We start from the raw sequence: 18,842 nt of genomic DNA, 5'->3' as shown, positions 1-18,842 counted from the left end.
CGCGGCGCCGTTCGGGCAGGTGGCATTCACCTTTCGTTCACCGGACTGTTCGTGACGATGGAGCAGGTCAGGCCGTAGGCTTGCGTGATGCGAACCGCGTACCACGAGCAGTTGGATGCCCTGACCAGTCAGCTCGGTGACATGTGTGGGCTGGCGGGAAAGGCCATGGAGCGAGCCACTCAGGCACTGCTGCAGGCTGATCTGGCGCTTGCCGAGCAGGTCATCACCGACCACGATCAAATCGCAGCGATGAGCGTTCGCGCCGAGGAGAGCGCCTTCGTGCTCCTGGCGCTGCAGGCTCCGGTCGCCGGCGATCTGCGGGCCATCGTCGGCTCGATCCAGATCGTCGCCGACGTCGACCGGATGGGGGCGCTGGCGCTGCACGTCGCCAAGATCGCGCGCCGCCGCCACCCTCAGCATGCGCTGCCCGAAGAGGTCAACGGTTACTTCGCCGAAATGGGCAGGGTCGCAGTGGAACTCGGCAACAGCGCCCAGGAGGTGCTGATCACCCGCGATCCGGAGAAGGCCGCGCGGATCCGCGAAGAGGACGATGCGATGGACGATCTGCACCGGCATCTGTTCACCGTGCTGATGGACCGTGAGTGGAAGTACGGCGTCGCCGCTGCCGTCGACGTGACGCTGCTGGGCCGCTTCTACGAGCGGTTCGCCGACCACGCGGTCGAGGTGGCTCGCCGGGTCATCTTCCAGATCACCGGAAAGACCTCCGACGACGAAGAGGTGTCGGAGTTGCCTGCCTCTCACTGATGACCAGGACACACGACAAACCCCCGGGTGGCCCCGGGGGTTTTCTCGTTGGTCGGTACCGCCTAGCCGAACCGGCCGGAGATGTAGTCCTCGGTGGCCTTCTGGGTCGGGTTCGAGAAGATTTTCTCCGTGTCGTCGATCTCGACGAGTCGGCCCGGCTTACCGGTGGCCTCCAGGTTGAAGAACGCCGTCTGATCACTGACACGAGCGGCCTGCTGCATGTTGTGGGTGACGATGACGATCGTGTAATCCTGCTTCAGTTCCGCGATGAGGTCCTCGATCGCCAGCGTGGAGATCGGGTCGAGGGCAGAGCACGGCTCGTCCATCAACAACACGTCGGGCTGCACGGCGATCGCCCGCGCGATGCACAGGCGCTGTTGCTGGCCGCCGGACAGTCCGCCGCCCGGCTTGTCCAGGCGGTCCTTGACCTCGTTCCAGAGATTGGCGCCCTTGAGTGACCGCTCCGCCACCTCGTCGAGGTTCTTCTTGCTGCGCGCCCCCTGCAGCTTCAGCCCGGCCACCACGTTGTCCCGAATCGACATGGTAGGGAACGGGTTCGGCCGCTGAAACACCATGCCGATGGTCTTGCGGACACTCACCGGGTCGATGCCCGAGGCATAGATGTCCTCACCGTCGAGCAGCACCGAGCCCTCGACGCGCGCACCGGGCAGCACCTCGTGCATCCGGTTGAGGGTTCGTAGCACGGTCGACTTGCCGCAGCCCGACGGTCCGATGAACGCGGTGACGCTTCGCGGCGTGACAGACAAGCTCACGTCGGCGACGGCGTGGAACGAACCGTAGTAGATGTTGAGATCCTTGAGATCCAGCCGCTTGGCCATGAGGCTCCTAAACTCTGTTCCGCGTCAGGTATCGGTTGATGAAGGCAGCACCGAGGTACAGCGCCGCAATGATCAGGATGAGGGTCAGCGCAGCGCCCCAGACCCGCAGCGCGCCAGCCGCTTCCGGGTTCACCAGCTCGGTGTAGATCAGCAGCGGCAGCGACGCCATGTTGCCTTCGAAGGCATCCATGTTGATCGACCGGCTGTAGCCGACGAGCACCAGCACCGGCGCCGTCTCACCCATGACGCGGGCGAGGGCCAGCAGGATGCCGCTGAGCATTCCCGGCAGGGCGGTGGGCACGACGACGCGCACGATCGTCTTCCATTTCGGGATGCCCAACGCGTAGGAGGCTTCCCGCAACTCGTCCGGCACGAGTTTCAGCATCTCCTCGGTGTTGCGGACGACGACGGGAAGCATCAGCAGCACCAGCGCCAGCGCGACCGCGAACGCGCTCTGCTCGAATCCCAGGGTCGCGATCCACAACGCGAAGATGAAGAGCGCGGCCACGATCGACGGCACACCGGCCAGGATGTCGACCATGAACGTGGTGACCTTGGCGAACCGGCCCCGGCCGTATTCGACCAGGTACACCGCAGCCATGACGCCGAGGGGCACCGAGAGCACGGCGGCGATCGCCGCCTGGATGAGTGTGCCGTAGATCGCGTGGTAGACACCGCCGGCGAACTGCTCCGGGAGCACGCCGGCCAGCGAGTTGGTCCACCACGTCGACGACCCGATGGCGGTGACGCCCTTGGCGAGCACGGTGTAGATCAGCCAGGCCAGCGGGACCATCGCCACCACGAACGACGCGGTGAAAAGCGTTGTCGCCAGCGCGTTCTTCACCTTGCGACTGGTGCTGACCGGGTGGAAGGTGGGACCCTTCACCGCCTGGTCGAGTGTTGCCGTCATCCTCCACTGACCCTTCCGCCTGCCGCTGCCCGAGCCAGCGCGTTGACCACGAAGGTCAGCGCGAACAGCACGAAGCCGGCGGCGATGTAAGCACCTGTCGGCAGCGGTGCACTGAACTCCGCTGCTGCCGAGGCGATCTTGGACGCGAACGTGTAGCCGCCGTCGAACAGCGACCAGGTGCCGGCCTGCGCGGCGGTGCGCAGGATGATCAGGATCGCGATCGTCTCACCGAGTGCCCGCCCCAGACCGAGCATCGACGCGGCGATCATTCCGCTGCGTCCGTAGGGGAACACCGTCATCCGGACGACTTCCCACTTGGTGGCGCCGAGTGCCTGCGCCGCCTCGACGTGTCCGCGCGGGGTGAGCGCGAACACCTCGCGGGTGACCGACGTGATGATCGGCAGGATCATCACCGCCAGCACGATGCCCGCGGTGAAGATCGTTCCGCCGCCGGCCAGCGACACGTTGCCGTCCGAGAACAGGAAGAACCAGCCGAGATTCTCGTTGAGCAGTGTCGCCACCGGGGTGAGCCAGGGAGCGAGCACGAAGATGCCCCACAAACCGAACACGATGGACGGCACCGCCGCCAGCAGATCCACCAGCATCGCGAACGGTTTCGCCAGGCGACTCGGCGCGTAATTCGTCAGGAACGCCGCGATGCCGATGGCGATGGGCACGGCGATCGCCAGGGCGAACACCGAGCTGAGCACCGTCACCATGAACAGGTCGCGAACGCCGAAGCGCAGGTTGTCCGAGTCGCTGGTGAGGAACTCGGTGCTGGTGAGGAAGTTGGCCTGGTTGGCCTGCAGCGACGGGATCGCCTTGACGATCAGGAAGAGCGCCATCAGGGCGATCGCGCCGATGATGGTGGCGCCTGCGGCGACCGCGATCGACTTGAAGACGGTGTCGCCCCAGCGTCCCTCGCCCCGTCTCAGTGCCGACCCTTTGCCGGGTTTCGTGGGCATTTCGGGAGTATCCCCGATCTGCTGTGGGCTCGTCGATCCTGCTGACGAGCCCACAGCGGTCGAGTCCGGTGTAACGGCCATCTGGTGGTGACTACTAGGACGTCGAGTTGATGGCGTCGACGGCCTCGGTGAGCCGAGTCTTGAACGCCTCGGGCACCGGGATGTAGCCGTTCTCCTCGAGACCGGTCTGCCCGTTGCCGAGCGCCGAGTGCATGAACGCCTTCACCGCGGTGGCCACCTCGGGATCGGGGTACTGCGAGCAGACGATCTCGTAGGCCGCGAGCATGATCGGGTACGACCCCGGCTCGGTGGGCATGTAGAACGACGCCGTGTCGAGAACGAGGTCGTTGCCCTCACCCTTGAACTTCACGCCGTCGATGGCCACTCCCGCCGATTCCGTGTTCAGTTCGACCGGCTCGGGTCCCGCCGAGGTGATGATCTTGGCGATGGACAGGTTCTGCGCCTTGGCGAAGGACCACTCGTTGTAGGTGATCGACCCGGGGGTGCTCGCGATGGCCGCCGAGGTGCCCTCGTTGCCCTTCGCGCCCTCGCCGACACCGCCGGCGAACGACTTGCCCGCGCCCTTGCCCCACGCGCCGTCCGAGGCTGCATCCAGGTACTTCTGGAAGTTGTCGGTGGTGCCCGACTCGTCGCTGCGGAAGATCACGTTGATCGGAGCGGCCGGGAGCGTGGCGCCTTCGTTGAGCGCCGCGATCTCGGGGGCGTCCCACGTCTTGACGGTGCCGTTGAAGATCTTGCCCAGCGTGGGGCCGTCGAGCACGAGGCCGTCGACACCCTCGACGTTGTAGGTGACTGCGATCGGACCGAAGACCGCGGGCAGGTTCCACGCGTCGCTGCCGCCGCAGCGTTCCTTGGCCCTGTCGTACTCGCCCTTCTCGGCACTCAGCGGAGAATCCGAGCCGCCGAAGTCGGTCTGCCCGCCGATGAACTCGGAGACGCCGGCGCCGGAGCCGGAGGAGGTGTAGTTGAGGGTGAACCCGGGGCAGTCCTTCTCGTAGGCGTTGATGAACCGGGTCATCGCGTTGGCCTGCGCGGACGAACCACTGGCCTTCAGCGACTCCTTGCCGCCGCAGTCGCCGGTCGGCGCCGAGCCCGTGTCACCTGATCCCGAGGAGGCGGTGTTGTCGTCACTGCCACACGCCGACAGCATCAGGGTGCCGGCAGCCAGCAGGCTCACCGCGGCACCAGTCTTTTTGACCTTCACGAAGCTCCTTTGAAGTACGGATTCGGGGAAAACGCATGTCGCGCCGAGCAGAACTTTCGCCGCTCGGCTGTGAACCTAGGGGCTACCTGTGAATCGATGCCCTACGGATGGTGAACGGAAGATGAACCGGCGAGGGGGGTGAGGCGACGAATCCGCAGCAGGGATTGACGTGACGCATTTACCTCAGTATCCATTGAGTCAATGTCCATTGAGGTAAATGCCGGCACGGCGAGGCGCGCCGCCGTCTTCGCCGCGCTCTCCGACCCCGCCCGGCTGGCGATCGTCGATCACCTGCTGCTGGCCGACGCCTCGCCGTCTGAGCTGCGCGCCGTGCTGGACATGCAGTCGAACCTGCTGGCCCACCATCTCGGCGTGCTCAAGAGGGCCGGCGTCGTCCGCGACACCCGCTCCGAAGCCGACGGTCGACGGACCTATCTGAGCCTCAACCGCCCGGCACTGGAAACGCTGGTGCCCTCCGCGCAGCGCCGCGCCCACCGGGTGGTCTTCGTCTGCACCCAGAACTCCGCGCGCAGCCAGCTCGCCGCGGCGATCTGGAACCGTCGCAGTGAGCTGCCCGCCACCTCGGCGGGCACCCACCCCGCCGCCCGCGTCCACCCCGGGGCGGTTGCCGCCGCACGCCGTCACAAGCTGCATCTGCGCCCGCACACACCGCGCCATCTGGGCGATGTGCTGGCCGCCGACGATCTGGTCATCGCGGTCTGCGACAACGCCCATGAGGAGCTGCCCGGCGAGCTGACCCGCCTGCACTGGTCGGTCCCCGACCCGGCCCGCACCGAGCGCGTCGAGGCCTTCGATGCCGCGGTCGGCGAGCTCACCGACCGGATTGTGCATCTCGTACCCAATGTGAAGTCCGCCTGACAAGGAGAACACCATGACCGACAGCGCCACACCCACAGCCGATTCGCACATCAGACAGGACCTGTCCATCGATCAGCGCCTGGCGCTGAAGTCCGCCGCAACCCAGCTGCAGAAGGAGTTCGACGACATCTACGGCGTCGAGACCATCGAACGCTTCCTGCATTCGTCCTACGACCAGTTCGCCGGCCGCGCCAGCATCCCCAACTTCCTCCCGCTTCTCGCCGAACGCTTTGCCCGGCAACGACTTCGGGCCCTGGCCAAGGTGGAGGGCAAGCACCACGACGGTAAGCCGACCGTATTGTTCCTTTGCACCCACAACGCCGGGCGGTCACAGATGGCGATGGGCTTCTTCACCACGATGGCGGGCGACGCCGCCGTTGCCTGGTCCGGCGGCTCCGAACCGGGCAACGAGGTGAACCCGGCCGCAGTGGCGGCCATGGCCGAGCGCGGCATCGACATCTCCCGCGAGTATCCCAAGCCCTGGACAGACGAGATCGTGCGCGCGGCCGACGTGATCATCACCATGGGGTGCGGCGACGCCTGCCCGGTGTTCCCCGGCCGTCGCTACGAGGAATGGAAGCTCGACGATCCGGCCGGCCAGAGCGTCGAGGATGTCAGACCGATCCGCGACGAGATCGAGAGTCGGGTCCGCGCACTACTCACCGAACTCGACGTCCCGGCCGCCGGATAGTCTCATCCTCGGGCCGGAGGCCGGCGCCCGGGAGCGATCAACGCCGCGACGCGCTCCAGCGCGTCGTGGTCGACCCGGTAGTACGCCCATTTACCTCGCTGTTCGCGCTCGACCAGCCCGGCTCCGACGAGCAACTTCATGTGGTGTGACACCGTCGGCTGACTCAGACCCAGCGGAACGGTCAGGTCGCATGCACACGCCTCGCCACAGTCGGCCGCGGCGATCAGGGACAGCAGCTTGACCCGGGCCGGATCGGCGAGGGCCTTGAACACCGCGGCGAGCCGCTCGCTCGCCGCGTCGTCGAGAATGCCGCCGGTCATCGGGGAACAGCAGGCCGCGAGGTGGTCGACACCGACGGGCGTCGCTGCGCTGGTCATGACCCCATCATGGCATACATATTGACAAACTTCGATGCATTGAGCACAGTGGGACGCATCGAAGATCATCGATGTGAGGAGTGCGATGTCCGAGTTGCCTGTTGTCGTGATCGGCGCCGGCCCACAGGGGCTGGCCGCGGCCGCCCATCTGCTCGAGCGGGGCCTGGACGCCGTGGTGTTCGAGGCCGGCACCGGCCCGGGTGCCGCGGTTGCGCAGTGGTCGCGCATCCGAACGTTCTCCCCCTGGCCCGAGCTGGTGGACTCCGCGGCCGCCCGCGTGCTGGAGCCAACGGGTTGGACGGCCCCGCGGGCCGGTTATCCCACCGGCGGCGAATGGGTCGACGCGTACCTGACGCCACTGGCCGACGCGCTCGGTGAGCGCGTCCGCTATCGCACCCGGGTGACCGGGGTGTCGCGGCGTGGACATGACCGGGTGGTGACCGAGGGCCGCGACAGCGCGCCGTTCGTCGTGCACGCCATCGAGCACGACGGGCGCGAATCGGCGTGGTCCGCTCGCGCGGTCATCGATGCGTCGGGCACCTGGTCACAGCCCAGTCCGGCGGGCGCCGACGGCCTTCCCGCTCTCGGGGAGCGGGCGGCCGCCGCAGCGGGCGTGGTGACGTAAACGCCTCCCACCCCCGCGGACTCGACCACCTGGGCCGACCGGCACATCGTGATCGTGGGCAGCGGCCATTCCGCCATGACGGCGGTGATCGAGCTGGCGGAGGTCGTCCGCAGGCACCCCGCCACCACGGTGACCTGGGTCCTCCGCCGCGGGGTCATCGGCGACACATTCGGCGGCGGCGCGTCCGACGCCCTGCCGCAACGCGGCGCACTCGGCGCCCGTGCCCACGCAGCGGTGGATGCCGGTCTGGCCACGATGGTCACCGGGTTCCGAACCGAACGTGTCGACCTCGACGGCGGACGGGCGGTGCTCATCGCCGAGGACGGGCGCGCGCTGCCACCGGCCGACCACGTGGTGGTGCTGACCGGCTTCCGGCCGGACCTGTCGTTCCTGTCGGAGATGCGCCTCGCACTCGATCCCGTGCTGCAGGCGCCGCTCGAACTGGCCCCCGAGATCGACCCCAACGTGCATTCGTGTGGCAGCGTGCCACCGCACGGCGCCGCCGAGTTGACGCATCCGGAGGAGCCGGGCCTCTACATCGTCGGGATGAAGTCCTACGGCCGGGCACCGACGTTTCTCGCCTTGACCGGCTATGAGCAGGTGCGCAGCGTGGCTGCCGAACTGGCCGGTGATCACGACGGCGCCCGGCGCGTGGAGCTGGTGTTACCCGAGACGGGCGTGTGCAACGGTGCGGGCCTGGCCGATGCACCCGAGGTGCCGGAACCGAGCGGCTGCGGGTCCGCCCCCGCGGAAACACCGCCGCTGTCGTTGTCGCTCAATCCGATTGGCACGTGACACCACTGCAGTGCGTCCCCGGGCTCGGCATCGCGCGGCCCTCGGTTTGCCGACCGATTCGATACCTGTCAATATCGAAGGATGTCGAATCAGCCGACGCTGCTCTGCGCCCCCGACAGGGCGGCACTCGACGAAGCGGCGTGCGTTTCCCTTGCCCAGATGTTCAAGGCACTCGGCGACCCCGTGCGACTGCGACTGTTGAGCTTGATCGCCGGCCATTCCGGTGCCGAAGCCTGCGTCTGCGACATCTCCGGAACCTTCGATCTGTCCCAACCGACGATCTCCCACCACCTCAAGGTGCTTCGGTCGGCAGGCATCCTGGACAGCGAGCGACGTGGCTCGTGGGTCTACTACCGGATCATCCCCGCAGCGCTGCAACGACTTTCAGCGGTCCTGCAAACCGAGGGCGGAACCGCCACACCATCTGAGACCTGCATCGAGGAGATTGTGCGATGAGCGCACCGACCGACGCCCACAGCACCGTCGTGGCGAAGCTGTCCACGCTGGACCGACTGCTGCCGCTGTGGATCGGCGTTGCCATGGTCGCGGGACTGCTGCTCGGCCGGATGATCCCGGGCCTTGGCGAAGCGTTGAGTGCGGTTGAACTCGACGGGATTTCGCTCCCCATCGCCATCGGCCTGCTCGTCATGATGTACCCGGTGTTGGCCAAGGTCCGCTACGACCGACTCGACACGGTCACCGGCGACCGCAGGCTCCTTGTGTCCTCACTGTTCCTGAACTGGATCCTCGGTCCGGCGCTGATGTTCACCCTGGCGTGGCTGCTGCTTCCGGATCTTCCCGAGTACCGCACCGGCTTGATCATCGTCGGCCTCGCTCGCTGCATCGCGATGGTCATCATCTGGAACGACCTCGCCTGCGGCGATCGGGAGGCCGCCGCGGTGCTCGTCGCGATCAACTCGGTGTTCCAGGTCGTCATGTTCGCGGTTCTGGGCTGGTTCTATCTCTCCGTGCTGCCGGGGTGGCTCGGACTGGAGCAGACGACCATCGACACCTCGGTGTGGCAGATCGCCAAGTCGGTCCTCATCTTCCTCGGAATACCCCTGCTGGCCGGCTATCTGACGCGCCGGTTCGGCGAGAAGGCCAAGGGCCGCGAGTGGTACGAGAGCAGGTTCCTGCCCAGAATCGGGCCGTGGGCACTGTACGGCCTACTGTTCACCATCGTCATCCTGTTCGCGCTGCAGGGCGACCAGATCATCTCGAGGCCATGGGATGTCGCGAGGATCGCGCTGCCGCTGCTCGCCTACTTCGCCATCATGTGGGGCGGCGGCTTCCTCGTCGGCACCGCGATCGGGTTGGGCTACGAGCGCACCACCACCCTCGCGTTCACCGCCGCAGGCAACAACTTCGAGCTGGCGATCGCGGTGGCCATCGCCACCTACGGTGCGACATCCGGGCAGGCACTTGCCGGGGTCGTCGGACCGCTGATCGAGGTCCCCGTCCTGGTCGCCCTCGTCTACGTGTCACTGGCGCTGAGAGGTCGCTTCGCCCGCCGCCGAGCCGCCGCGATGATCGAGGAGAGGTCATGACGCACAAACCCTCCGTGCTGTTCGTCTGTGTCAAGAACGGCGGCAAGTCGCAAATGGCGGCCGGGCTGATGCGCCGGCTCACCGGCGACACGGTCGACGTGTATTCCGCAGGCACCAAACCGGGAACGGCCGTCAACGCGCTGTCGGCCGAAAGCCTCAGTGAGGTGGGGGTCGACATCAGCGGGGAGACACCGAAACTCGTCGACCCTCGGATAGTCGCGGACGTTGACGTGGTCGTGACGCTGGGCCGCGAGGCGCACGTGGAGCCGGTGCCGGGCACCCGGTTCGAGAACTGGGACACCGACGAACCCTCTGAACGCGGGATCGACGGGATCGAACGGGTGCGGTTGGTGCGCGACGACATCGCAGCCCGGGTCCGTCTGCTCGCCGACGAGCTGCGCGCCGAATCACTCACACATTCCGAGGAGACCGTTCGATGAGCAAGGTGGACGTATGAGCAAGGTAGCCGTATGAGCAAGGTCGAAGTATTCGAGCCGGCGTTGTGCTGCGCGACCGGAGTCTGCGGCGAGGACGTGGACCAGCAGCTGGTGACCTTCTCTGCCGACCTGGATTTCGTCTCCAGCCGCGGTGGCGACGTTTATCGCTACAACCTCGCCAGCGAACCACGCGTGTTCGCCGAGAACGACACTGTGCGAGCGTTTCTGCACCTCGCCGGGTCCGGCGGATTGCCGCTGGTGCTGGTGGACGGCGTCACCGCGATGACCGGTCGCTATCCGGATCGTGGCCAACTCGCCGCCTGGGCCGGCATCGACGAACCGGCGGGGCGGATCTCGCTCGACCTCGACGAGTCCCCCGGCGCCGGAGGCGGTTGCTGCAGCAGCGACAGCCCGGACGCGACCGGCTGCTGCTAGCGGGTATTGACCGATGACCCCGGGGTTCCTCGACGTTCCGCCGCGCTTCTTGTTCTTCACCGGCAAGGGCGGGGTGGGCAAGACCTCGATCGCGTGCGCCGCCGCGATCCATCTGGCCCGCGACGGCAAACGGGTGCTCTTGGTCAGCACCGATCCGGCGTCCAACGTCGGCCAGGTCTTCGGGCTGCAGATCGGCAACACCATCACCCCGATCACCACCGTCGAAGGGCTGTCGGCGCTGGAGATCGACCCCGAACAGGCTGCGCAGGCCTACCGGGAACGCATCGTCGCCCCCGTGCGCGGCCTGCTGCCCGACGCGGAAATCAAGTCGATCACCGAACAGCTCTCCGGCTCATGCACCACCGAGATCGCCTCCTTCAACGAGTTCACCGAACTCCTCACCGATTCCGACGGCCCGGTCAGCCAGTTCGACCACGTGCTGTTCGACACCGCACCGACCGGGCACACCATCCGGTTGCTGCAGTTGCCCGGCTCCTGGACGGACTTCCTCGACGAGGGCAAGGGCGACGCGTCCTGCCTCGGACCCCTGTCGGGTCTCGACAAGCAACGGACCCGCTACGCCGGGGCGGTCGCCGCTTTGGCCGACCCCCGCCGCACCCGCCTCGTGCTCGTGGCCCGCGCCCAGCGCTCGACACTCACCGAGATCACCCGCACACACCGGGAACTCGCCGCGATCGGCCTGACCCACCAATATGTCGTGATCAACGGGGTGCTACCCGCCCCCGCCGGACACAGCGACCCACTCGCTGCGGCGATCTACGAGCGCGAGCAAGAGGCCATCGCAGCACTCCCCGACGAGCTGAGGACGCTACCTCTCGATCAGGTGGACCTGAAGGCCACCAACATCGTCGGAGTCGATGCGCTGGAGTCGCTGTTCGCCCCGGGCGCGGCCATGCCGGCGGTCGACGAGGACCCGGCCCTCGACGTGGCGGACGCCCCGCTGGCGGCCCTGATCGACGAACTCGCCACCGGCGACCACGGATTGGTCCTGTGTATGGGCAAGGGCGGAGTGGGCAAGACGGCGATCGCGGCCGCGATCGCCGTCGCCCTCGCCGACCGTGGCCACCCCGTGCACCTGACGACGACCGATCCCGCCGGGCATCTCTCCGACATGCTGCACGGGACGCTGCCGAACCTGCACGTGTCGAGTATCGACCCGGCCGAGGCGACCCGCGCCTACCGCGATCATGTGCTCGCCACCAAAGGTGCCGCGCTCGACGAGCAGGGCCGTTCGATGCTCGAAGAGGATCTGCGCTCGCCGTGCACCGAGGAAGTGGCGGTGTTCCAAGCTTTCTCGCGGGTGATCGGTGAATCGAGGAACAAGTTCGTCGTCGTCGACACCGCGCCGACCGGGCACACCCTGCTGCTGCTCGATGCCACCGGCTCCTACCACCGCGAGGTGGCCCGGCAACTCGGCAACCGACACTTCACCGCCCCGCTGATGCGCCTGCAGGACCCCGGCCTCACAAAGGTGATCATCGTGACCCTCGCCGAAACCACACCGGTCCTCGAGGCCGCAGGGCTCCAGGAGGAACTCGAACGCGCTCAGATCCACCCGTGGGCCTGGGTGGTCAACAACTCGCTGGCTGCCGCACATCCGACGACACCACTGCTGCGTCGGCGGGCAGCCGCCGAGCTGCCCGAGATCGACAAGGTGAGATCCGACCACGCGGATCGGGTTGCGGTGGTGCCGCTACTGGCGACCGAACCCGTCGGCATCCCCGCCCTGGAAGCGCTCACCGAGTCACCGGCCCCCGCGGTCTAGCGGCGTCGGGCGCAGACACCTCGGTGTGCACCCGGGCCGGCATGGTGGCCAGGCCGATCAGTGCCGCGAGGATGCCGACACTGCCGAGCAGCAGGAACATCGGAACATACCCGTTGAGGAGGTCGGCGAGGACCGCTCCGATCCAGGGACCCGCAGCGGTGGCCAGGGTGACCGGCGCGGCGATCATTCCGCTCAGATGCCCGTAATGCGTTGCCCCCCAACGCTCGGTGACCGCGGTCGCTTGTAGCAGTGTCATGATTCCCCGCACGAACCCGCCGAGAACCACCACCGCGATCAGGGCGGCCAGCGACGTGAAGACGCCGAGAAGTGTTGTCGTGACCGCGATTCCGGAGAACACCAGCGCAGTGCGGGATCGGACACCGACGCGGCGTACCAGGCTGCGGTAGCCGAGGCGGCCGACCACCTGGCCGACACCTCCGAGACCCAGCGCCAATGCGGCCGCGTTCGTGCTGATTCCGCGCTCGGTCATCAGCGGGATCAGGTTCACGATGACCGCGTAGGAGGCACAGGTCGCCAGCGCGAACGCCATCGTCAGGGCGACGAAGGGACGACTGCGGGCGGTGCGGGTGGCCGGTTCCGCAGTTCGGCGTTGCGGTGCGGGCGGCCAGGGCCGGCGCAAGCCGATCAGATGTGCGGGAACGGTGACCGCGGCCAGGATGGCGGCGAGCACGAGATATGTGGTGCGCCAATCCATCACACTGGCCAGGGCTGCGGTCAGGGGTGCGAACACAGTGCTGGCCAGTCCGGCGACGAGGGTGAGAATCGTCAGCGCACCGACGTGACGCGGGCCGTACCAGCGGGTCAACGCGGCGAACGCGGGCGGATAGAGCACCGCGCCCATCGCCACCCCGACTGCGACCCACGCCGCGATGAACCAGGCCAGGGTCGGGGAGAATGCGACCGCAACCAACGACGCCGGCCCCAGAACGGCACCGGCGGTCATCACCGCATGGGGTCCGTGGCGATCGAGCCGCCGGCCCACCCCGACACCGACCAGCGCCGAGGTGACCAGCGCCGCGGAGAACGCGGCGGTCACCGCCGGCGGCGACCAGCCGGTGCTCGCGGTGATCTGTACCGACAGCACCGGGAACGCGTAATACAGCACTCCCCAACTGGTGATCTGAGTCAGGCACAGCGTCACCAGGACCCGGCGCAACCCCGCATCCGAGGGCGAACGGCGCGGAGCCGCGCCAGCATCGCTCATGTGGCGGTCGGCTCCTCATATCGACATTGTTCGATGCATCCAACCGTGATCCACACATCGACAAATGTCAATATGTTGAGGCCCGGATTCTCAGGACCTCACTGCGGCAGTGCGAATGCGGTGTCGGTGCTGTACACCGTGAAGCCCAGCCGCTCATACGTGCGCACCGCGGCGGTGTTGTCGGATTCGGTGTACAGCATCACCGTCGGCTCGGCCGCCGCGGCAAGCCGCTGCGCCAACCACGCCATCCCCACCACTGTCAGGGTCCGGCCCAGGCCGCTGCCTTGGGCGGCGGGATCGACTCCGACGACGTAGACCTCGCCGACACCGGGTTTGTCCGCGTGCACCTTGGTCCAGTGGAAGCCGAGCAGACGCTCACCGGTGTCGTCGAAGGCCAGGAACAGCCCGTCGGGCTCGAACCATGACTCCCCGCGCCGTTCGGCGATCTCGGAGTCCGTCCAGCCGCCCTGCTCCGGATGCCAGGAGAACGCCGCGTTGTTGACGCGCAGGATCTCGGCGTCGTCGGCCGGCCCCGCATACGTGCGAATCCGCACCCCGTCGGGAATGGCGGCGTCCGGCACGTCCCGCAGCGAGCGTCGCATCTGCAACAGCCGGCGCACCGGGCTCAGCCCGACGGCGGCCGCTGTCGCCTCCGCCGCGGCCAGGGTGCCGTGCGCCCAGAACCGGCTGCGGCCTGCCGTCCGGTCCAACGCCGCACGGATCAGCGCCGTGCCGACGCCCTGCCTGCGCGCGTCGGGGGTCACCACCAGCTCGGCCATCTCCGGCGTCAGGTTCAGGTAGCCGGTGAGCTTTCCCGCTGCGTCCGCGGCGATCAGATGGTGCGTACGGTCATGCGCCAACTCACGCAACACCTGGTCGCCGACGGGCGCCGTGTTGTCGAATTTCGTTGCTGCACTGATGATCTCGCGCACACCCTGCTGCTCTGCCCCGGACAGCCGCGGGCGCCAGTCGAGCCGGCTCACTTACCGGGCAGCTGGTCGGCCAGTGGGGTCGGCACGCCGTCGGGCCCGCCGTCCTCGTACGGATCGTCGTCGAAATCCTCTGGGAGTTCCGATCCGGGTGCGGGCGGGCGGCCGCGAGCGGGCCTGACCGCCTTGTAGCCGACGTTGCGCACCGTTCCGATCAGCGACTCGTACTCGGTGCCGAGCTTGGCCCGCAGGCGCCGCACGTGTACGTCGACGGTGCGGGTGCCGCCGAAGAAGTCGTACCCCCAGACCTCCTGGAGGAGTTGAGCGCGCGTGAACACCCGGCCGGCGTGCTGCGCGAGGTACTTCAGCAGCTCGAATTCCTTGTAGGTCAGATCGAGGGGGCGTCCCCGCAGCCTCGCGGTGTAGGTGCCCTCGTCGATGACGAGCTCACCGAGGCTGATCTTGCCGAGGTTCTCCTGGTTGGCCACCCCGCCCCGGCGCCCGACCAGCAGCCGCAGCCGGGCATCGATCTCGGCGGGGCCGGTGCTGGGCAGCAGGATCTCGTCCAGGCCCCACTCGACGTTGACGGCGACCAGGCCGCCTTCGTTGACGACCGCAACGACCGGGACCGATGAGCCCGTCGTCCCGAGCAGACGACACAGGCCGCGCGCGGCGGCCAGGTCGGTGCGCGCGTCGACGATCGCCACATCCGCGGTTCCGGCCTCCAGCAGCGACGACACCTCGGTCGGCGCCGTGCGCACGTTGTGCGCCAGCAGAGACAACGACGGCAGCACCGACTCGGGATGTGGGTCAACCGTCAGTAGCAGTAGATCCAACTGGCCCTCCAACAGGAGTGGAGATCATTCGCCGGGACACCGTCGAGACAACCTTGTCGCGCGGTGACTTCCCAGATTCATGCCTGACATGTGGCCGTTACCCGGCCGATGGTTGTCTAACGATAGCGCGCCACCTGCCAGATAGCCGCGTCGAACCGATCATCCCCACTCGGTGGGCAACAATGTCGGCGTGCGCAAACTCGTGATCGGCGCCCTGGCGACCCTGTCCGCGGTGGTCGTCGGCGTCGTCGGCGCGGACTTCGGGGCCGCCATCTACGCCGAATACCGCCTGGCCAGAAGCGTTCGGAGCGCCGCGAACCTGAACTGGGACCCGTCGGTGGCGATCCTCGGCTTCCCGTTCGCCCCGCAGGCGATGCGCCACCACTACGACGAGGTCGAGATCAAGGCCAGTGGCGTTGATCACCCTGTCGTCGGCAAGGCATCGCTGGAAGCGACCCTGCACTCGATCGAACTCGGGGAGAACTCCTGGCTGATCCCGCCGGATGCGACGCTCGCCGTCGCCAAGGTGGAGAGCCGGATCATCATCGATTCCACCCACGTCGGCAGGTACATGGGAATCCCCGACCTGCTCGTCGAGGCACCCACCGAGGAGACCGACGACTCGACCGGCGGAACCACCGAGTCGGGAATCTCGGGCAACCGAGGACTGGTCTTCACCGGCACCCCGAAACAGGCCGGTGTCGACGAACGGGTCAGCATCTCGGTGGACCTGTCCATTGCCGGACCGGATGCGACCACACTGGTGATGACCGCGACCGGGGTGTTGTCCGGGCCGGGTACCGCCGACCGGGAAGTACCCGAGGACAAGCTGCCCGCGGTGCTGGCTGCCTTCTCCGCCAGCCTGCCCGGCCAGAAGTTGCCGTTCGGCATCACACCAACGAGCGAGGGCGCGCGCGGCTCCGACGTGATCATCGAGGGCATCGCCGAGGGAGTAACCATCGATCTCAACGAGTTCAGACTGTCATGAGCTCTTCATGGGTAGCGGTCATCGCGGTGCTGATCGCGGCGTTCGGATTGGCGTTGGTGGTTGGCAGGCTGCTGACGCTGCGGACGGGCCTGCGCACGGCGGCGGCGAAGTATCCCCATCTCGAGCCCGGCGAGCTGGGGCTGTCGCAGACCGGGCCGACCGTCGTGCATTTCAGCGCGGAGTGGTGTGGCCCGTGTGTGGGGGTGCGCAAGGTCGTCGACCAGGTGTGTGCGGACCTGCCCGCCGTGGCGCACGTGGAGATCGACCTGGACGCCGATCCGGAGGCGGCGCGCAAGCTTTCGGTGCTGTCGCTGCCGACGACGCTCATCTTCGATGCCGATGGTCAGGCGCGTTATCGCGCCTCGGGGGTGCCGACCGCCGCTGAGCTGCGGTCGGCACTGGAACCGCTGTTGGCTTGATCACCGTGTCATTGGGTAAGCTGTCGACCGTGTCAGCCCGCCTCGAGCTTTCGCTCACCAAGCGCCGCGCAGTCGATCTGTGCCGCGTCGCGGGTTGTTGCTGTTGTTGTTGCAGCTGCTGAGTAGCCGCGCCGTCTCTTCGCGCCGCACTCCGCGAGCGGGTTTTGTGATCCGCCGCGTCCAGCCATTCCCAGCAACAGGAGCACAGCTTTGTCGAACATCACACAGACCCGTGCGAGCACCCAGGTGCCGGAGCAGGTCGACATGCGCGGACCGCGCTTCGTCGCATGGGTCACCACCGTCGTTCTCGTCGTCACGCTGCTGGCAGCCCCCTCTAGTGCGGCCGCCGCGGCGGTGATCCTGGGTGTCCAGGCAGTGGTCTTCGCCGTCGGCGCCGTGCTGGGTCCCCGGAAGCATCCCTATGGCCTGGTGTTCGCCACGCTGATCGCTCCCCGGCTCGGGCCGGTCACCGACCGCGAGCCCGCCGCCCCACTGAAGTTCGCCCAGCTGGTCGGCCTCGTGTTCGCCGTCGTCGGCGTCATCGCTTTCTCCAGCGGTCTCCTGCTGCTGGGTCTGGTCGCCACGGGCTGCGCGCTCGTGGCGGCGCTGCTCAACGCGGCCTTCGGGATCTGCCTCGGCTGCCGTCTCTACCCGCTCGCCGCACGGCTTCGCCCGAAGCCGCGTGCCTCCGCCACCGCGCCATAACCCACCGTTTCTCCACACTTCAAGAGCAACCGAAAGGATCTCCTACATGGCACGCTCCGACGTCCTGGTCACCGCTGACTGGGCCGAGAGCAATCTCGACGCGCCGAACACCGTCTTCGTCGAGGTCGACGAGGACACCAGCGCCTACGACACCGGTCACATCCCGGGGGCGGTCAGGCTCGACTGGAAGACCGACCTGCAGGATCCGGTCCGTCGTGACTTCGTCGACGCCGAGCAGTTCTCCAAGCTGCTGTCCGAGCGCGGCATCGGCAACGACGACACCGTGGTGCTCTACGGCGGCAACAACAACTGGTTCGCCGCGTACGCCTACTGGTACTTCAAGCTGTACGGCCATCAGGATGTGAAGCTCCTCGACGGCGGCCGCAAGAAGTGGGAGCTCGACGCCCGCCCGCTGTCCAAGGAACCGGTGAACCGATCGGCCACCACCTACACCGCCAAGGACCCCGACACCAGCATCCGCGCCTTCCGCGACGAGGTGATCGCCGCGATCGGCGCGAAGAACCTGGTCGACGTGCGCTCCCCCGACGAGTTCTCCGGCAAGATCCTGGCCCCGGCGCACCTGCCGCAGGAGCAGAGCCAGCGTCCCGGCCACATCCCCGGCGCCATCAACGTGCCGTGGAGCAAGGCCGCCAACGAGGACGGCACCTTCAAGTCCGACGAGGACCTGGCCAAGCTCTACGCCGAGGCCGGCCTGGACGGCGAGAAGGAGACCATCGCCTACTGCCGCATCGGTGAGCGCTCATCGCACACCTGGTTCGTGCTGCAGGAGCTGCTGGGACACAAGAACGTCAAGAACTACGACGGCAGTTGGACCGAATACGGCTCCCTGGTGGGGGCCCCGATCGAGTTGGGAAGTTGATATGTGCTCTGCACCCAAGCAAGGACTGACATTGCCCGCGGGCGTCGACCTCGAGAAGGAGACGGTGATCACCGGCCGCGTCGTCGACGGCTCGGGTCAGGTTGTGGGAGGCGCGTTCGTGCGTCTGCTGGACAGCTCTGACGAGTTCACCGCCGAGGTCGTCGCGTCGGCCACCGGTGACTTCCGGTTCTTTGCCGCGCCCGGCACGTGGACGCTACGCGCCCTGTCCCCCGCGGGCAACGGTGACGTCAGCGTCGCGCCGTCCGGCGCGGGCATTCACGAGGTCGACGTCAAGGTCGCGTGATGACGCGTATTTTAACGCGCCCGTCACCGGGCGTTGCGCTGATCTTGCTGTGAAAACAGCTGCACGATTAGCTGTTGTCGACCAACATATGGCGGGGCCGCTTCGCTGCTGGCCGTGGGTCAACCCCGCCCCATTCGCGGCTCGCCGCGAGAACCAATTCGCGGCGTGCCGCGATGACCACCTAGATGAGTGATTCCAAGGGTTAGTGGTCGTAGGCGGTCAGTGATCGGCGGACGGTGGCGCCGATGGTGTCGTTGTGCCAGATGGCTGCGGTGAGCGC

Annotated in this window: 22 protein-coding genes and 1 pseudogene; 15 read left to right on the top strand and 8 right to left on the bottom strand. The window is 67.4% G+C overall.

What is annotated here, in order from left to right:
* Nucleotides 1-87 precede the first annotated feature (87 nt).
* Entirely contained in the window at nucleotides 88-765 is a 678-nt protein-coding gene (gene phoU / locus H7I57_RS04985; protein WP_264022244.1) for a phosphate signaling complex protein PhoU, read from the top strand.
* A 62-nt stretch (nucleotides 766-827) separates the two neighbouring features.
* Here the strand turns inward: phoU and pstB are convergent, their stop codons facing one another.
* The 4 genes from pstB to pstS all read right to left on the bottom strand — a co-directional run bounded on the left by pstB (nucleotide 828) and on the right by pstS (nucleotide 4,704).
* A complete protein-coding gene (gene pstB, locus H7I57_RS04980; RefSeq protein ID WP_264022242.1) occupies nucleotides 828-1,604 on the bottom strand; it encodes a phosphate ABC transporter ATP-binding protein PstB in 777 nt (258 codons plus the stop codon).
* Between the two features lie 7 nt (nucleotides 1,605-1,611).
* The gene (pstA, locus tag H7I57_RS04975; RefSeq protein WP_264022241.1) at nucleotides 1,612-2,514 is read right to left on the bottom strand and encodes a phosphate ABC transporter permease PstA; all 903 of its coding nucleotides are present in this window, start codon (nucleotides 2,512-2,514) and stop codon (nucleotides 1,612-1,614) included.
* Entirely contained in the window at nucleotides 2,511-3,479 is a 969-nt protein-coding gene (gene pstC, locus H7I57_RS04970) for a phosphate ABC transporter permease subunit PstC (protein ID WP_264022240.1), read from the bottom strand. Before pstC ends, pstA begins: the two co-directional genes overlap by 4 nt.
* A 94-nt stretch (nucleotides 3,480-3,573) precedes the next feature.
* Nucleotides 3,574-4,704 (bottom strand): phosphate ABC transporter substrate-binding protein PstS, encoded by a 1,131-nt coding sequence (gene pstS / locus H7I57_RS04965; protein WP_264022239.1) that lies wholly within the window; start codon nucleotides 4,702-4,704, stop codon nucleotides 3,574-3,576.
* Between the two features lie 201 nt (nucleotides 4,705-4,905).
* On the opposite strand from pstS, the gene H7I57_RS04960 reads away from it, so the two are divergent.
* Nucleotides 4,906-5,583 (top strand): arsenate reductase/protein-tyrosine-phosphatase family protein, encoded by a 678-nt coding sequence (locus H7I57_RS04960; protein ID WP_264022238.1) that lies wholly within the window; start codon nucleotides 4,906-4,908, stop codon nucleotides 5,581-5,583.
* A gap of 13 nt (nucleotides 5,584-5,596) precedes the next feature.
* Nucleotides 5,597-6,274, top strand: coding sequence for an arsenate reductase ArsC (locus H7I57_RS04955; RefSeq protein WP_264022236.1), 678 nt, complete (start codon nucleotides 5,597-5,599; stop codon nucleotides 6,272-6,274).
* A gap of 2 nt (nucleotides 6,275-6,276) precedes the next feature.
* On the opposite strand, the gene H7I57_RS04950 is transcribed toward H7I57_RS04955, so the two are convergent.
* Nucleotides 6,277-6,651 (bottom strand): ArsR/SmtB family transcription factor, encoded by a 375-nt coding sequence (locus tag H7I57_RS04950; protein WP_264022235.1) that lies wholly within the window; start codon nucleotides 6,649-6,651, stop codon nucleotides 6,277-6,279.
* 85 nt (nucleotides 6,652-6,736) lie between these two features.
* Between H7I57_RS04950 and H7I57_RS04945 the strand changes: the two are divergent.
* The 6 genes and pseudogenes from H7I57_RS04945 to arsA all read left to right on the top strand — a co-directional run bounded on the left by H7I57_RS04945 (nucleotide 6,737) and on the right by arsA (nucleotide 12,276).
* Nucleotides 6,737-8,071, top strand: a pseudogene (locus H7I57_RS04945) (NAD(P)-binding domain-containing protein).
* A gap of 81 nt (nucleotides 8,072-8,152) precedes the next feature.
* Entirely contained in the window at nucleotides 8,153-8,527 is a 375-nt protein-coding gene (locus tag H7I57_RS04940) for an ArsR/SmtB family transcription factor (protein WP_264022234.1), read from the top strand.
* Nucleotides 8,524-9,618 (top strand): ACR3 family arsenite efflux transporter, encoded by a 1,095-nt coding sequence (gene arsB / locus H7I57_RS04935; RefSeq protein WP_275080911.1) that lies wholly within the window; start codon nucleotides 8,524-8,526, stop codon nucleotides 9,616-9,618. The genes H7I57_RS04940 and arsB overlap by 4 nt, the downstream gene beginning before the upstream one ends.
* Nucleotides 9,615-10,058 (top strand): arsenate-mycothiol transferase ArsC, encoded by a 444-nt coding sequence (locus H7I57_RS04930; protein ID WP_275080910.1) that lies wholly within the window; start codon nucleotides 9,615-9,617, stop codon nucleotides 10,056-10,058. Before arsB ends, H7I57_RS04930 begins: the two co-directional genes overlap by 4 nt.
* Nucleotides 10,059-10,088: 30 nt before the next feature.
* The gene (arsD, locus tag H7I57_RS04925; RefSeq protein WP_264022233.1) at nucleotides 10,089-10,490 is read left to right on the top strand and encodes an arsenite efflux transporter metallochaperone ArsD; all 402 of its coding nucleotides are present in this window, start codon (nucleotides 10,089-10,091) and stop codon (nucleotides 10,488-10,490) included.
* Nucleotides 10,491-10,503: 13 nt separating this feature from the next.
* Nucleotides 10,504-12,276, top strand: a complete 1,773-nt coding sequence (gene arsA / locus H7I57_RS04920) for an arsenical pump-driving ATPase (RefSeq protein WP_264022232.1) — start codon at nucleotides 10,504-10,506, stop codon at nucleotides 12,274-12,276.
* Here arsA and H7I57_RS04915 read toward each other — a convergent pair.
* From H7I57_RS04915 to H7I57_RS04905, 3 genes are all read right to left on the bottom strand, one after another.
* Nucleotides 12,248-13,501, bottom strand: coding sequence for an MFS transporter (locus H7I57_RS04915; RefSeq protein ID WP_264022231.1), 1,254 nt, complete (start codon nucleotides 13,499-13,501; stop codon nucleotides 12,248-12,250). The two genes, arsA and H7I57_RS04915, sit on opposite strands and share 29 nt — an antisense overlap.
* 98 nt (nucleotides 13,502-13,599) lie before the next feature.
* Nucleotides 13,600-14,484: a mycothiol synthase gene (gene mshD / locus H7I57_RS04910; protein WP_264022230.1), complete on the bottom strand. Its 885-nt coding sequence runs from the start codon at nucleotides 14,482-14,484 to the stop codon at nucleotides 13,600-13,602.
* Complete coding sequence (locus tag H7I57_RS04905; RefSeq protein WP_264022229.1) at nucleotides 14,481-15,266, bottom strand: winged helix-turn-helix transcriptional regulator; 786 nt, start codon at nucleotides 15,264-15,266, stop codon at nucleotides 14,481-14,483. Before H7I57_RS04905 ends, mshD begins: the two co-directional genes overlap by 4 nt.
* 172 nt (nucleotides 15,267-15,438) lie before the next feature.
* Here H7I57_RS04905 and lmeA point away from each other — a divergent pair, with 172 nt between their 5' ends.
* From lmeA to H7I57_RS04880, 6 genes are all read left to right on the top strand, one after another.
* Nucleotides 15,439-16,254, top strand: coding sequence for a mannan chain length control protein LmeA (gene lmeA, locus H7I57_RS04900; RefSeq protein WP_264022228.1), 816 nt, complete (start codon nucleotides 15,439-15,441; stop codon nucleotides 16,252-16,254).
* A complete protein-coding gene (locus tag H7I57_RS04895; protein ID WP_264022227.1) occupies nucleotides 16,251-16,673 on the top strand; it encodes a thioredoxin family protein in 423 nt (140 codons plus the stop codon). Before lmeA ends, H7I57_RS04895 begins: the two co-directional genes overlap by 4 nt.
* Nucleotides 16,674-16,678: 5 nt before the next feature.
* Entirely contained in the window at nucleotides 16,679-16,795 is a 117-nt protein-coding gene (locus H7I57_RS33700; RefSeq protein WP_372510126.1) for an Ms5788A family Cys-rich leader peptide, read from the top strand.
* Nucleotides 16,796-16,892: 97 nt separating this feature from the next.
* Nucleotides 16,893-17,378, top strand: a complete 486-nt coding sequence (locus tag H7I57_RS04890) for a DUF4395 domain-containing protein (RefSeq protein WP_372510125.1) — start codon at nucleotides 16,893-16,895, stop codon at nucleotides 17,376-17,378.
* Between the two features lie 46 nt (nucleotides 17,379-17,424).
* Nucleotides 17,425-18,258, top strand: a complete 834-nt coding sequence (locus H7I57_RS04885) for a sulfurtransferase (RefSeq protein ID WP_264022226.1) — start codon at nucleotides 17,425-17,427, stop codon at nucleotides 18,256-18,258.
* Nucleotide 18,259: 1 nt separating this feature from the next.
* Nucleotides 18,260-18,562 carry a DUF1416 domain-containing protein gene (locus H7I57_RS04880; protein ID WP_264022225.1) on the top strand — a complete coding sequence of 101 codons (303 nt, stop codon included), beginning with the start codon at nucleotides 18,260-18,262 and terminating at the stop codon, nucleotides 18,560-18,562.
* Nucleotides 18,563-18,842: the final 280 nt, after the last annotated feature.

It is taken from the genome of Mycolicibacterium pyrenivorans (assembly GCF_025821625.1).
GTDB classification, from domain to species: Bacteria; Actinomycetota; Actinomycetes; order Mycobacteriales; family Mycobacteriaceae; genus Mycobacterium; species Mycobacterium pyrenivorans.
This window is presented reverse-complemented; position numbering and strand designations above follow the sequence as displayed.